This window comes from Lelliottia wanjuensis (assembly GCF_030238365.1).
In the GTDB taxonomy this organism is placed as follows: Bacteria; Pseudomonadota; Gammaproteobacteria; order Enterobacterales; family Enterobacteriaceae; genus Enterobacter; species Enterobacter wanjuensis.
On sequence record NZ_JASSOT010000047.1, the window covers coordinates 38,893 to 52,176 of the forward strand.

Annotated in this window: 15 protein-coding genes; 13 read left to right on the top strand and 2 right to left on the bottom strand. The window is 55.3% G+C overall.

What is annotated here, in order from left to right; all coding sequences use genetic code 11:
• Nucleotides 1-81: 81 nt before the first annotated feature.
• From QQF33_RS03695 to QQF33_RS03705, 3 genes are all read left to right on the top strand, one after another.
• The gene (locus QQF33_RS03695) at nt 82-585 is read left to right on the top strand and encodes a YgjP-like metallopeptidase domain-containing protein (protein ID WP_285145573.1); all 504 of its coding nucleotides are present in this window, start codon (nt 82-84) and stop codon (nt 583-585) included.
• A gap of 70 nt (nt 586-655) precedes the next feature.
• Nucleotides 656-1,654: a Gfo/Idh/MocA family protein gene (locus QQF33_RS03700; RefSeq protein WP_285157400.1), complete on the top strand. Its 999-nt coding sequence runs from the start codon at nt 656-658 to the stop codon at nt 1,652-1,654.
• 275 nt (nt 1,655-1,929) lie between these two features.
• Entirely contained in the window at nt 1,930-2,898 is a 969-nt protein-coding gene (locus tag QQF33_RS03705) for a TerC family protein (RefSeq protein ID WP_282491742.1), read from the top strand.
• Between the two features lie 117 nt (nt 2,899-3,015).
• Here the strand turns inward: QQF33_RS03705 and QQF33_RS03710 are convergent, their stop codons facing one another.
• Complete coding sequence (locus tag QQF33_RS03710) at nt 3,016-4,503, bottom strand: UxaA family hydrolase (protein ID WP_285148204.1); 1,488 nt, start codon at nt 4,501-4,503, stop codon at nt 3,016-3,018.
• 17 nt (nt 4,504-4,520) lie between these two features.
• Nucleotides 4,521-5,933 (bottom strand): glucuronate isomerase, encoded by a 1,413-nt coding sequence (uxaC, locus tag QQF33_RS03715; protein WP_285157401.1) that lies wholly within the window; start codon nt 5,931-5,933, stop codon nt 4,521-4,523.
• 480 nt (nt 5,934-6,413) lie between these two features.
• On the opposite strand from uxaC, the gene QQF33_RS03720 reads away from it, so the two are divergent.
• From QQF33_RS03720 to QQF33_RS03765, 10 genes are all read left to right on the top strand, one after another.
• Entirely contained in the window at nt 6,414-7,712 is a 1,299-nt protein-coding gene (locus tag QQF33_RS03720) for an MFS transporter (protein WP_282491746.1), read from the top strand.
• A gap of 119 nt (nt 7,713-7,831) precedes the next feature.
• Nucleotides 7,832-8,608 (top strand): transcriptional regulator ExuR, encoded by a 777-nt coding sequence (exuR, locus tag QQF33_RS03725; protein WP_282491747.1) that lies wholly within the window; start codon nt 7,832-7,834, stop codon nt 8,606-8,608.
• Nucleotides 8,609-8,956: 348 nt separating this feature from the next.
• On the top strand, nt 8,957-9,619 hold the full coding sequence (gene yqjA / locus QQF33_RS03730; protein ID WP_282491748.1) for a DedA family general envelope maintenance protein YqjA: 663 nt from the start codon (nt 8,957-8,959) through the stop codon (nt 9,617-9,619).
• Between the two features lies 1 nt (nt 9,620).
• A complete protein-coding gene (gene mzrA / locus QQF33_RS03735; RefSeq protein ID WP_285157402.1) occupies nt 9,621-10,004 on the top strand; it encodes an EnvZ/OmpR regulon moderator MzrA in 384 nt (127 codons plus the stop codon).
• Nucleotides 10,005-10,159: 155 nt separating this feature from the next.
• Nucleotides 10,160-10,528: a DUF1090 domain-containing protein gene (locus QQF33_RS03740; RefSeq protein ID WP_282491750.1), complete on the top strand. Its 369-nt coding sequence runs from the start codon at nt 10,160-10,162 to the stop codon at nt 10,526-10,528.
• Nucleotides 10,529-10,557: 29 nt separating this feature from the next.
• Nucleotides 10,558-10,863 carry a DUF883 family protein gene (locus QQF33_RS03745; RefSeq protein WP_282491751.1) on the top strand — a complete coding sequence of 102 codons (306 nt, stop codon included), beginning with the start codon at nt 10,558-10,560 and terminating at the stop codon, nt 10,861-10,863.
• Between the two features lie 2 nt (nt 10,864-10,865).
• Nucleotides 10,866-11,264, top strand: a complete 399-nt coding sequence (locus QQF33_RS03750; RefSeq protein WP_282491752.1) for a phage holin family protein — start codon at nt 10,866-10,868, stop codon at nt 11,262-11,264.
• A complete protein-coding gene (locus tag QQF33_RS03755) occupies nt 11,261-11,560 on the top strand; it encodes a YqjK-like family protein (protein ID WP_282491753.1) in 300 nt (99 codons plus the stop codon). The genes QQF33_RS03750 and QQF33_RS03755 overlap by 4 nt, the downstream gene beginning before the upstream one ends.
• A gap of 268 nt (nt 11,561-11,828) precedes the next feature.
• A complete protein-coding gene (locus QQF33_RS03760) occupies nt 11,829-12,221 on the top strand; it encodes a DoxX family protein (RefSeq protein WP_282491754.1) in 393 nt (130 codons plus the stop codon).
• A 73-nt stretch (nt 12,222-12,294) separates the two neighbouring features.
• Nucleotides 12,295-13,281 carry a glutathione S-transferase family protein gene (locus tag QQF33_RS03765; protein WP_285157403.1) on the top strand — a complete coding sequence of 329 codons (987 nt, stop codon included), beginning with the start codon at nt 12,295-12,297 and terminating at the stop codon, nt 13,279-13,281.
• Nucleotides 13,282-13,284 lie beyond the last annotated feature (3 nt).

A 13,284-nucleotide genomic window follows, 5' to 3' on the forward strand; every position in this document is an offset into this window, starting at 1 on the left:
CCCTCCTGAGTGGTAAAATTTGGCGTTATCCCTGAAAAGGGTGCGTGAGTATACCCTGTTTATAAACTGCGTGGAGCGTTGATGAGCAATCTTAGTTATCTCCAGGGCTATCCGGAGAATTTACTCTCCCAGGTTCGCACCTTAATTGCCGAACAGCGCCTGGGCAGTGTTCTTGAAAAACGTTATCCAGGAACACACAGCTTCGCGACGGATAAAGCGCTCTGGCAGTACACGCAGGATCTGAAAAGTCAGTTTCTGCGTAACGCCCCGCCGATCAACAAAGTCATGTATGACAATAAGATCCACGTGCTGAAAAATGCGCTGGGTCTGCACACCGCCGTGTCACGCGTGCAGGGTGGCAAGCTGAAAGCCAAAGCGGAGATCCGCGTTGCCACGGTGTTCCGCAATGCGCCGGAAGCTTTTTTGCGCATGATCGTGGTGCATGAGCTGGCGCATCTGAAAGAAAAGGAGCACGACAAAGCGTTCTATTCGTTGTGCTGCCACATGGAGCCGCAGTACCACCAGCTGGAGTTTGATACGCGCCTGTGGCTAACGCATTTATCGTTAAATGGTAATGCGGTGTGAAGCACTGGTTTTGTCATCAACGCGTGCTAAAGTGACAAAAGGTTCCCCGCTACGGAGTACGTGAACGTTTATGATACGTTTCGCAGTTATAGGCACGAACTGGATCACGCGCCAGTTCGTCGACGCCGCCCATGAAACCGGCAAATTCAAACTCACCGCCGTCTATTCCCGCAGCCTTGAACAGGCACAGACGTTTGCGAACGATTATCTCGTTGAGCATCTGTTTACCTCGCTTGATGAGATGGCCCAGAGCGATGCGATTGACGCGGTGTATATCGCCAGCCCGAACTCCCTGCACTCCCCTCAGACCCTGCAGTTCCTTGCGCACAAAAAACATGTGATTTGCGAGAAGCCGCTGGCGTCCAATATTGAGGAAGTGGAAGCCGCCATCCAGATGGCGCGGGAAAATCAGGTGGTGCTGTTCGAAGCATTCAAAACCGCCAGCCTGCCTAACTTCCTGCTGTTGCAGCAGTCGTTGTCGAAACTCGGCAAAGTGCGCAAAGCCTTTATTAACTACTGCCAGTACTCCTCGCGCTACCAGCGCTATCTCGACGGCGAAAATCCCAATACCTTTAATCCGGCCTTCTCGAACGGCTCGATCATGGATATCGGTTTTTACTGCCTGGCCTCTGCGGTGGCCCTGTGGGGCGAGCCACACGGCGTGACCGCCTCCGCCAGCCTGCTGGATAGCGGCGTAGATGCCCACGGCGTTGTGGTGCTGGATTACGGCGATTTCAGCGTGACGCTCCAGCATTCCAAAGTCAGTGATTCGGTGCTGCCGAGCGAGATTCAGGGCGAAGAGGGTTCGCTGGTTATCGAGAAGATCTCCGAGTGCCAGAAGGTGAGCTTTATTCCGCGCGGCGGCAAGGCGCAGGAGCTGACGCAGCCTCAGCATATTAACACTATGCTGTATGAGGCAGAGGTATTCGCACGCCTGGTAGAGACCAATGAAGTGAACCACCCGGGGCTGGCCGTGAGCCGCACCACGGCGAAACTGCAGACTGAAATTCGTCGTCAGACCGGTGTAGTGTTCCCTGCGGATGACGTGAGCGCTAAAGCGATCGCGTAAAGCTGTGTAATAGAATCGTTAAGGGCATTGACGAAATCAGTGTCCTGACATATTTTGTTACCTGCAAAGGGGAGTAACTTCATTGCCGGTGGGTCGTCATTACGATGCGTGCAATACCGCATCCGGTCGCCGGGCAACGAAAAAGAGTCACGACACGTGTTCTTTTTGGTTGTAAGTGAGACCTTGCCGGAAGGCGAGGTCCCTGCATAAATAACGCAACGGCTATCGTCTTCTGACGTTGGCCGTTTTTGTTTTTTATGGAAGGAAAAATCTCTATGCACTCTGTCGGCACTCCAATGTTATGGGGCGGATTCGCAGTCGTGGTGGTCATCATGCTGGCGATCGACCTCTTTTTACAGGGCCGTCGCGGCGCACATGGTATGACCATGAAACAGGCTGCTGCCTGGTCGCTGGTATGGGTCACCCTCTCCCTGCTGTTCTGCGCCGCGTTCTGGTGGTATCTGGCACAAACGGAAGGCCGTGCGGTGGCGGACCCACAGGCGCTCGCCTTCCTCACCGGCTATCTGATTGAGAAAGCCCTCGCCGTTGATAACGTCTTTGTCTGGCTGATGCTGTTCAGCTATTTTGCGGTGCCTGCGGCACTGCAGCGTCGCGTGCTGGTCTACGGCGTGCTGGGCGCGATTATCCTGCGTACGGTGATGATCTTCGCCGGTAGCTGGCTGATTACCCAGTTCGAGTGGCTGCTGTATGTCTTCGGCGCGTTCCTGCTGTTCACAGGTGTGAAAATGGCGCTGGCGAAAGAGGACGAAACCGGGATTGGCGAGAAGCCGCTGGTGAAGTGGATCCGTGGGCATCTGCGCATGACCGACACCATCGACAACGAGCACTTCTTCGTGCGTAAGAACGGCCTGCTGTTTGCGACGCCGCTGCTGCTGGTGCTGATTCTGGTCGAGCTGAGCGACGTGATCTTTGCGGTCGACAGCATTCCGGCGATCTTCGCGGTGACCACCGATCCGTTTATCGTGTTGACCTCTAACCTGTTTGCGATCCTCGGCTTGCGTGCGATGTACTTCCTGCTGGCGGGCGTGGCGGAGCGCTTCTCGATGCTGAAATACGGCCTGTCGGTGATTCTGGTGTTTATCGGTATCAAGATGCTGATCGTCGATTTCTACCATATCCCGATCGCGATTTCGCTGGGCGTGGTGTTTGGTATTCTGGCGCTGACGCTGATCATTAACGCGTGGGTTAACCATCAGCACGATAAGAAACAGCAGGCGCAGTAAGCTGCGTTATCGCCTGTGAAAATCGCCCGGTGGCGCTGCGCTTACCGGGCCTACAGGTGACCTTGACCTTGTAGGCCGGGTAAGGCGCAGCCGCCACCTGGCAACACATGCGACGCCTTACAGCGTCACACCGCTTTTGAAAATCGCCAGCTCGCGGAAATCGTTCTTTTCGTTGCAGGTCTGCTTGCCGTTGGCGAAATCGACGATCGTATCGATAAACTCATTCAGCAGCTGCGGCATGGCTTTGCCGTGAATCAACTGCCCCGCATCAAAATCGATCCAGTGCTTTTTCTTCGCTGCCAGCTCGCTGTTGGTGGCGATTTTCACCGTCGGCACAAAACCGCCGTACGGCGTGCCACGTCCGGTGCTGAACAGCACCATATGACAGCCTGCGCCCGCCAGCGCACTGGTGGCGACGGCGTCATTCCCCGGCGCGCTGAGCAGATTCAGACCGTGCGTTTTCAGGCGTTCACCGTAGCGCAGGACGTCAACGACCTGGCTGGCACCGGCTTTTTGCGTGCAGCCGAGGGATTTCTCCTCGAGCGTGGTAATGCCGCCCGCTTTGTTGCCCGGTGACGGGTTTTCGTAAATCGGCTGATTGTGGGCGATGAAATACTGTTTGAAGTCGTTCACCATGGTGACGGTTTTTTCAAACGTCTCTTCGTCGCGGCAGTGGCTCATCAGGATACGTTCCGCACCGAACATCTCCGGCACTTCGGTCAGCACGGTGGTGCCGCCGTTGGTGATCATGTAATCCGAGAAGCGGCCCAGCATCGGGTTGGCGGTGATGCCTGACAGACCATCGGACCCGCCGCACTCCAGACCAAATTTCAGCTCGCTCAGTTTGCCCGGCTCGCGTTTGTCGTGGCGCATCACCTCATACAGCTGATGCAGCTGTTCAAGGCCCGCTTCCACTTCGTCATCCTGATGCTGACACACCATAAAGTGCACGCGCTCAGGATCGAAATCCCCCAGCGTTTCGCGGAATGCATCAACCTGGTTGTTTTCACATCCGAGGCCAATCACCAGCACCGCGCCTGCGTTCGGGTGGCGCACCATATTTTGCAGCATGGTGCGTGTATTGATATGGTCGTCCCCCAGCTGCGAGCAGCCGTAGGTGTGGCTGAACAGGAACACGCCGTCGGTGCCTTCGGCATTGTTCGTCTCTTTCAGAAAACGGTTCTGAATTTGACGCGCAATCCCATTCACGCAGCCGACGGTCGGCAGGATCCACAGTTCGTTGCGGATCCCGACTTCTCCGCTGGCGCGACGGTAGATCTCGACGTCACGATCTGCCCCCTGCCCCTCTTCAGCCTGAAAATCAGGTTGATAGCTGTACTCGTCCAGATCGCTGAGATTGGTGCGGGTATTGTGGGAATGAATATGTTCACCCGGCGCAATATCCGCCAGCGCATGACCGATCGGCAGACCATACTTCACCACGTTTTCGCCTTTGGCGATGGGGAACACGGCAAATTTATGCCCGCGTACAATCGCCTGGCGCAAGGTGATGGTCTGGTTTTCCACGGTCACTTCCGCGCCTTCACTCAGATCCGCCAGCGCTACGGCAACGTTATCCAGCGAATGGATCTTGATGTATTGCATATCAACCTCAAACGGCCTTAGTTCAGTTCAATGGCGAAGTAATCGCGCGCATTGTTAAAGCAGATGTTTTTCACCATTTCGCCCAGCAGCTGGATATCGGCCGGGGCTTCACCCGCAGCCACCCAGCGGCCAATCATCTGGCACAGAATGCGGCGGAAATATTCATGGCGGGTATAAGAGAGGAAGCTGCGGCTGTCGGTCAGCATGCCAACGAAGCGGCTTAACAGACCCAACTGCGCGAGCTGCGTCATCTGACGTTCCATGCCGTCTTTCTGATCGTTGAACCACCAGCCGGAACCGAACTGCATCTTGCCTGGCATCCCTTCGCCCTGGAAGTTACCGGTCATGGTGCCCAGCACTTCGTTATCGCGTGGATTCAGGCAATAGAGGATGGTTTTTGGCAGCAGATTTTGTTCGTTCTGTTTGCTCAGCAGTTTCGACAGCTCTTCCGCCATCGGGCGGTCGTTGATGGAGTCGAAGCCGACGTCTGCGCCCAGCAGTTTGAACTGGCGCTGGTTGTTGTTGCGCAGCGCACCGATGTGGTACTGCTGCACCCAGCCACGACGCGCGTATTCCGCGCCGAGGAACACCAGCACGGCGGTTTTGAACTGAGCCACTTCGTGCCCGGTCAGGGATTCACCCGCCAGACGGCGCGCCAGGATACTGTCCAGTTCGGCTTCATTCGATTCCGCGAACAGCACCACATCCAGCGCATGGTCAGAGACTTTACAGCCGTGAGCCGCAAAGTGGTCGAGACGTTTGGTCAGCGCCGTTTGCAGATCGGTGAAACGACGAATATCCGTATCAGAGACTTCGGCCAGCTTCGCCATGTAGTCGCCGAAGGTCGCCTGTTCAATGTTGAAAGCTTTATCCGGGCGCCAGCTCGGCAACACTTTGATGTCAAAGCTGCTGTCCTGTGCCACCACCGCATGGTGCTCCAGGGTGTCGATCGGGTCGTCGGTCGTGCCGACCATCTTCACGTTCATCTGCTTCATAATGCCGCGCGCGGAGAATTTGTCCTGCGCCAGCAGGTCGTTGCACTGGTTCCAGATCTCGTCAGCGGTAGAAGGCGACAGCAGTTTGCCGGTGATGCCGAACGGACGACGCAGTTCCAGATGAGTCCAGTGATACAGCGGGTTGCCGATGGTGTGCGGCACGGTCGCGGCCCAGGCATCAAACTTCTCGCGGTCAGTCGCGTCGCCAGTACACAGGCGCTCGGCCACGCCGTTGGTACGCATGGCGCGCCATTTGTAGTGGTCACCCTTCAGCCAGATGTCATACAGGTTTTTGAAACGGTAATTTTCGGCAACCTGCTGCGGCGGTAAATGGCAGTGGTAGTCGAAAATCGGCTGGTCTTTTGCGTAGTCGTGGTACAGACGGCGGGCAAATTCGGTATCTAACAGGAAATCTTCGGTCATAAACGGCGTCATTATCGTCTTCCTCTATCACGAGAGTGTCGGAAAGCTAAAGCGTGTGTTCAGATGCTGCAAAGTTATCACACCAATTTCCAGAGACCGATGTTTTTTTCGTGAGTTAGATCAATAAACGCTGACAAATAAATTACCCCTAAAGGAGCAAACCCCGCCGCAAGCCGCGCCGCATCTGGCTTTGCGCAGGGTTAATAATGACCACACAAAGTTTCACACATTTGTGATGTCACTCACCTTTTAAAGCTGTATGACAAGTTATCTTTTCGCCGTCGCAACATATAAGCCGACGGAATGCGTTACCGGTGTGAAATCACCGGAATTAGCGGTACGGATACCGACTTCTGCACGATGACAACTGGCAAGGTTCGGGCCGTTCCGGGAGACACTCCCGGTTACGCCCTCCCGTTACAAGACAGCTCCCGGAAACGGTCGAGATGTACCGTGCTCCGGCGCGGCAATACTATAACGATGAGGTTTTAGATGCGTAAAATTAAAGGGTTACGTTGGTACATGATTGCACTGGTGACGCTCGGCACCGTGCTGGGTTACCTGACGCGTAACACCATAGCGGCGGCTGCGCCAACGCTAATGGAAGAGCTGCACATCTCCACCCAGCAGTATTCCTACATTATCGCGGCCTACTCCGCGGCTTATACCATCATGCAGCCTGTTGCGGGCTACCTTCTGGATATCCTGGGTACCAAAGTGGGCTACGCCTTCTTCGCCGTCACCTGGGCTATCTTCTGCGGCGCGACAGCGCTGGCAGGCAGCTGGGGCGGACTGGCGCTGGCGCGTGGTGCGGTCGGTGCAGCGGAAGCGGCGATGATCCCTGCGGGTCTGAAAGCGAGCTCCGAGTGGTTCCCGGCAAAAGAACGCTCTATAGCAGTCGGCTACTTTAACGTCGGTTCATCTATCGGTGCGATGATTGCTCCACCGCTGGTGGTCTGGGCGATCGTGATGCACAGCTGGCAGCTGGCGTTCATTATCTCCGGCGTGCTGAGCTTCGCCTGGGCGATGGCCTGGCTGATCTTCTACAAACACCCGCGCGATCAGAAGAAACTGTCTGACGAAGAACGCGAATACATCATTGGCGGTCAGGAATCCCATCACCAGACCAACAACGGTAAAAAAATGTCCGTGTGGCAGATTCTGGGTACCCGTCAGTTCTGGGGTATCGCCCTGCCGCGCTTCCTGGCAGAACCGGCCTGGGGGACATTCAACGCCTGGATCCCGCTGTTCATGTTTAAAGTCTACGGCTTTAACCTGAAAGAAATCGCGATGTTTGCCTGGATGCCTATGCTGTTTGCTGACCTCGGCTGTATCGTCGGCGGCTACCTGCCACCGCTGTTCCAGCGCTGGTTCGGTGTGAACCTGATCGTCTCCCGTAAAATGGTGGTGACCATGGGCGCACTGCTGATGATTGGCCCTGGCATGATCGGCCTGTTCACCAGCCCATACGTGGCCATCGGCCTGCTGTGTATCGGTGGTTTTGCGCACCAGTCTCTGTCTGGGGCACTGATTACCCTCTCTTCTGACGTCTTTGGACGTAACGAAGTGGCCACCGCCAACGGCCTGACCGGGATGGCTGCGTGGACCGCGAGTACCATGTTTGCTCTGGTGGTCGGTGCGCTGGCCGATACCATCGGCTTTAGCCCGCTGTTCGCGGTACTGGCAATCTTCGACCTGATGGGTGCCGTGGTGATCTGGACGGTGCTGAAAAACCAGTCCGCCGAGGAGCTACTCAACTCTCAGGTTGGCGGACCCGCGGAACAGAGTTAGCGCAATTTATCTGATATCAACGAAGCCGCCTTCCGGGCGGCTTTTTCATGGGGAAATCTGGAGACTGGCTCGCAAAAGTGGTATAACAAATCATCCGCCGTACCCTGCCTGGAGCGCATATGGAAATCACCGAATCACGTCGTTTGTATCAGCAACTTGCTGCCGAGCTGAAAGATCGCATCGAGCAAGGTGTCTATCTCGTCGGTGATAAACTGCCTGCCGAACGTTTTATTGCTGATGAAAAGAGCGTCAGCCGCACCGTGGTGCGTGAAGCCATCATCATGCTGGAAGTCGAAGGCTACGTTGAGGTGCGCAAAGGTTCCGGCATTCACGTGATTTCCAACCTGCCAAAACACTCCCCGGTGCCGGACGAAAGTCTGGAGTTCGCCAGCTACGGTCCGTTCGAACTGCTCCAGGCCCGTCAGCTGATCGAAAGTAATATCGCTGAATTTGCCGCAACCCAGGTGACCAAGCAGGACATCATGAAGTTGATGGAAATCCAGGATCAGGCACGCAAAGAAAAATGTTTTCGCGATTCCGAATGGGATCTGCAATTCCACGTTCAGGTTGCCCTCGCCACGCAAAATACGGCGCTGGCCGCAATCGTCGAAAAAATGTGGACTCAGCGCGTTCACAACCCGTACTGGAAGAAATTACACGATCACATTGATTCCCGTACCGTCGACAACTGGTGCGACGATCACGATCAGATTCTTAAAGCGCTGATTCGTAAAGACCCGCATGCCGCGAAGCTGGCGATGTGGCAGCATCTGGAAAACACCAAGCTGATGCTGTTCAACGAAACCAGTGATGACTTCGAATTTAACGCCGACCGCTATCTTTTTGCTGATAATCCGGTTGTTCATCTCGATACCGCATCCAGTCAGGCAAAATAAGTCCCCGCAACGCTGGCAGGCGCACCGCTGCGCCTTCCGGCTCGCTGTGGGTCAGTAAACATATATAGTGTCAGCCTGTGTAAATACCCTCGCGTCAGTTCCTCTCCATAGGCCAAAATCATTTCCCCGGCCGATCGCAAATTCTGTGACGCATTACCTCGGGCTTTGTTACAATTGGATGCAAATTGCATTTTTTAGTTAGTGCTTGCTTACCTAGCCATTTAACAGGGATCAGTTCTGGCCACCACATTGTGTCCGCGAGCGACCATAATGAAATCATAAACGATGTCGCTGAGCTGTTTACCCCGAATAACAGGCGAGACGTTAACCGATTTCCAGGAACACTGAATGGAACTTTTGACCCAATTACTGAATGCCTTATGGGCCCAGGATTTCGAAACCCTGGCCAATCCGTCCATGATCGGCATGCTCTATTTCGTCTTGTTTATGATCCTGTTCCTTGAGAACGGACTGCTTCCTGCTGCCTTCCTGCCCGGCGACAGCCTGTTAGTGCTGGTCGGTGTGTTGTGCGCTAAAGGAGCGATGGCCTTTCCGCAAACGGTGTTACTGCTCACTATCGCCGCAAGCCTTGGCTGCTGGGTGAGTTACATTCAGGGACGATGGCTTGGCAATACGCGCATCGTGCAGAACTGGCTTTCTCATCTTCCGGCCCACTATCACCAGCGCGCCCATCACCTGTTCCATAAGCACGGTCTCTCTGCGCTGCTGATCGCCCGCTTTATCGCTTTTGTTCGTACCCTGCTGCCAACCATCGCCGGTCTTTCTGGCCTGAGCAGCGCCCGTTTCCAGTTCTTCAACTGGATGAGCGGCCTGCTGTGGGTGCTGATTTTAACCACCCTCGGCTACTTGCTCGGCAAAACGCCGGTGTTCCTGAAATACGAAGATCAGCTGATGTCCTGCCTGATGCTGCTCCCGGTGGTGCTGCTGGTGTTCGGCCTGCTCGGTTCGGTGTACGTCCTGCTGAAGAAGAAATACGGGGCGCGCAATTAATATGGTGATCACGCCGCGTTCCCTGCGCCGCCTGTCTTACGCCCTGATTGCGCTGACGATCCTCAGCGCGATGGTGCTGGTGTGGACGGCAGTTCAGCATCAGGAATCGACGCTCGCCATTCGCCCGATGAGCCAGGGCGCCAGCGTGCCGGACGGTTTTTCTGTCTGGCACCATCTGGATGCGAACGGCATTCGCTTCAAAAGCATTACGCCGCAGGACGACGTTTTGCTGATCAAGTTTGACTCCAGCGCCCAAAGCGCTGCCGCGAAAGAGGTTCTCGACCGCTCCCTGCCGCGCGGGTATATCGTGGCGCTGCAGGACGATGAGAGTCAGACGGCACTGTGGTTAACGCGGCTGCGAGACACCTCGCATCGGTTTGGTTAATTACCAGGATTCTGAATCTTTTCACTCACTTTGGTGATTACCCCGTTTACTTACTATGCTTAAGTACGCGGAGCACCCCTCAGAAGTTCTCCGCATGACACTGGAAAAGCGGCATACTCTTTACAAGTGCCGTAACACAATGGAAGGTTTCTATAATGAAATACCGCATCACTCTGGCTTTGGCCCTTTTTTCTTTGAGCACCGCGTCCTTTGCTAACACTCTCTGTCAGGAGAAAGAAAAGGACATCCAGCGCGAGATCACTTATGCCGAGAAGCATAATAATCAGCACCGTATCGACGGTCTGAAAAAAGCGCTGAGCGAAGTGAAAGCCAACTGCTCGGATAGCAAGCTGCGTGCCGATCACCAGAAGAAAATCGCTGAACAGAAGGACGAGATTGCTGAACGCCGTCAAGACCTGAAAGAGGCGAAAGAGAAAGGGGATGCGGAGAAGATTGCTAAGCGTGAAGATAAGCTGAAAGAGGCCGAAGAAGAACTGAAAGCCCTTGAAGCTCGCGATTATTGAGTTAACGGAAATCTCAACAGGAGAGAATTATGTCTAAAGATACGACTTCAGAACATCTGCGCGCTGAGTTGAAATCCCTGGCGGATACCCTGGAAGAGGTACTGAACTCTTCTACCGACAAATCGAAAGAAGAGCTGAGCAAACTCCGCTCCAAAGCGGAAAGCGCGCTGAAAGAGAGCCGCTATCGCCTGGGTGAAACCGGTGATGCGCTGGCGAAACAGACCCGCGAAGCGGCTGCGAAGGCCGACGAATATGTCCGCGATAATCCGTGGACCGGCGTGGGCATCGGCGCGGCCGTCGGTGTGGTTCTGGGCGTTCTGCTGACGCGTCGCTGATTATGGAAGATCCTCGTCACGCACAAGGGCCGGCTAAAAACGTCCTCGGCATTGGCCAGCGTATGTTAACCACGCTCGTCGGGATTGCCGAAACGCGGGTTCGCCTGGCGGTGGTGGAGCTGGAAGAGGAGAAAGCCAATCTCTTCCAGATGCTGCTGATGCTGGGACTGACCATGCTCTTCGCCGCGTTCGGGCTGATGAGCCTGATGGTGTTAATCATCTGGGCTATCGATCCGCAGTACCGCCTGAACGCGATGATCGCCACGACCGTCGTGCTGTTGGTGGGCGCGCTCATTGGCGGGATCTGGACGCTGCATAAAGCACGCAGTTCAACGCTGCTGCGTCATACCCGTCAGGAGCTGGCCAACGACCGCGCGCTGCTGGAGGATGAGAAGCCGTGAGCAGCACAACGGAACGTCGTAAACGCAAAGCGTATCTGTTAAGCCAGATCCAGCAGCAACGGCTGGATCTGACGGCCAGCCGTCGCGACTGGCTGGAGGTCACGCGTTCCTACGATCGCGGCTGGAACACCTTCCTGAGCCTGCGCTCGTGGGCACTGGTTGGCAGCAGCGTGATGGCCATCTGGTCGGTTCGTCACCCCAGCATGTTAGTCCGCTGGGCACGACGCGGCTTCGGTGCCTGGAGTGCCTGGCGTCTGGTCAAATCGACGTTGCGCCAGCAGCAGTTACGGTCTTAGCGTCTGTGGTATTGCCGGGTGGCGCTCACGCTTACCCGGCCTACAAAACCAAGCCGTGCCCGTAGGCCGGGTAAGGCGAAGCCGCCACCCGGCACACTTCCCCGATTCCACTCACTCAATATCTTTGAAGAAGATTGACAGTTTTCCTTGCTAACAATTGTCATTCGTCACGTTTATTATCCTCTCCATCGACAGCAAACACGCGGTATCTACCCGGATTTGCACACAAATAATCGTCAGCCGCGTAAGTGGTTTTCTGGAGAGTAAAATGAAAAAATTAGAAGATGTTGGTTTGCTGGTTGCGCGTGTATTGATGCCAATTCTGTTTATCACTGCGGGCTGGGGCAAAATTACCGGTTATGCAGGTACTCAGCAGTACATGGAAGCGATGGGCGTCCCGGGGTTCCTGCTGCCCCTGACTATCCTGCTTGAGTTCGGCGGTGGTCTGGCAGTGCTGTTCGGTTTCCTGACTCGCACTACCGCGCTGTTCACCGCAGGCTTCACCCTGCTGACGGCGTTCATCTTCCACAGCAACTTTGCGGAAGGTATGAACTCCCTGATGTTCATGAAAAACCTGACCATCGCAGGCGGCTTCCTGCTGCTGGCTATCACCGGTCCTGGCGCTTTCAGCATCGACCGTGTTCTGAATAAGAAGTGGTAAGCACGCTATACTGAATAAAAAAGCGAGGAGATTTCTCCTCGCTTTTGCTATCTGAAGTCTGAAGGAGGAAAGAATGGGACAATTAGTTGACGGCGTCTGGCAGGATATTTGGTACGACACCAAATCCACTGGAGGACGCTTCAAGCGTTCTGTTTCGGCTTTCCGTAACTGGCTGACCGCCGATGGCGCACCGGGCCCAAGCGGTGAAGGCGGCTTTGCGGCAGAAAAAGATCGCTACCATCTTTATGTTTCCCTCGCCTGTCCGTGGGCGCACCGCACGCTGATCGTGCGCAAGCTCAAAGGGCTGGACTCCTTAATTCCTGTTTCCGTCGTCAATCCGCTGATGCTGGAAAACGGCTGGACCTTCGACAGCGACTTCCCTGCTGCCACCGGCGACGATCTTTACCACCACGATTTCCTCTATCAGCTCTATCTGCACGCCGACCCGCACTACACGGGTCGCGTCACCGTCCCGGTCCTGTGGGACAAAAAAAACCAGACTATCGTCAGCAATGAATCTGCTGAAATCATTCGCATGTTCAATACGACGTTTGACGCCCAGGGCGCGCGGGCCGGTGATTTTTACCCACCAGAGCTGCGCGATAAGATCGACGAGCTGAACAGCTGGATCTACGACAACGTCAACAACGGCGTCTACAAAGCCGGTTTTGCCACCAGCCAGGAAGCTTACGACGAAGCGGTCGGAAAAGTCTTTGAATCCCTGGCGCGCCTGGAGCAGATCCTGGGCCAGCACCGCTATCTGACGGGCGACCGCCTGACGGAAGCCGATATTCGCCTGTGGACTACGCTGGTCCGCTTCGATCCGGTGTACGTCACCCACTTTAAGTGCGATAAACACCGCGTCAGCGATTACCTGAATCTGTACGGTTTCCTGCGCGATATTTATCAGATGGACGGCATCGCTGAGACCGTCGATTTCGACCACATCCGCACCCACTACTATCGCAGCCATAAAACCATCAACCCGACGGGCATTATCTCCATCGGACCGTGGCAGGATCTGGACGAGCCGCACGGCCGCGATACGCGTTTTCGCTAAATT

Coding starts and splice junctions, on each gene's coding strand:
- exuR (WP_282491747.1), top strand. CDS start 7,832: ATGGAAATCACCGAATCACGTCGTTTGTATCAGCAACTTGCTGCCGAG.
- QQF33_RS03750 (WP_282491752.1), top strand. CDS start 10,866: ATGGAAGATCCTCGTCACGCACAAGGGCCGGCTAAAAACGTCCTCGGC.
- QQF33_RS03705 (WP_282491742.1), top strand. CDS start 1,930: ATGCACTCTGTCGGCACTCCAATGTTATGGGGCGGATTCGCAGTCGTG.
- uxaC (WP_285157401.1), bottom strand. CDS start 5,933: ATGACGCCGTTTATGACCGAAGATTTCCTGTTAGATACCGAATTTGCC.
- yqjA (WP_282491748.1), top strand. CDS start 8,957: ATGGAACTTTTGACCCAATTACTGAATGCCTTATGGGCCCAGGATTTC.
- QQF33_RS03720 (WP_282491746.1), top strand. CDS start 6,414: ATGCGTAAAATTAAAGGGTTACGTTGGTACATGATTGCACTGGTGACG.
- QQF33_RS03710 (WP_285148204.1), bottom strand. CDS start 4,503: ATGCAATACATCAAGATCCATTCGCTGGATAACGTTGCCGTAGCGCTG.
- QQF33_RS03700 (WP_285157400.1), top strand. CDS start 656: ATGATACGTTTCGCAGTTATAGGCACGAACTGGATCACGCGCCAGTTC.
- QQF33_RS03765 (WP_285157403.1), top strand. CDS start 12,295: ATGGGACAATTAGTTGACGGCGTCTGGCAGGATATTTGGTACGACACC.
- QQF33_RS03745 (WP_282491751.1), top strand. CDS start 10,558: ATGTCTAAAGATACGACTTCAGAACATCTGCGCGCTGAGTTGAAATCC.
- QQF33_RS03740 (WP_282491750.1), top strand. CDS start 10,160: ATGAAATACCGCATCACTCTGGCTTTGGCCCTTTTTTCTTTGAGCACC.
- QQF33_RS03760 (WP_282491754.1), top strand. CDS start 11,829: ATGAAAAAATTAGAAGATGTTGGTTTGCTGGTTGCGCGTGTATTGATG.
- mzrA (WP_285157402.1), top strand. CDS start 9,621: ATGGTGATCACGCCGCGTTCCCTGCGCCGCCTGTCTTACGCCCTGATT.
- QQF33_RS03695 (WP_285145573.1), top strand. CDS start 82: ATGAGCAATCTTAGTTATCTCCAGGGCTATCCGGAGAATTTACTCTCC.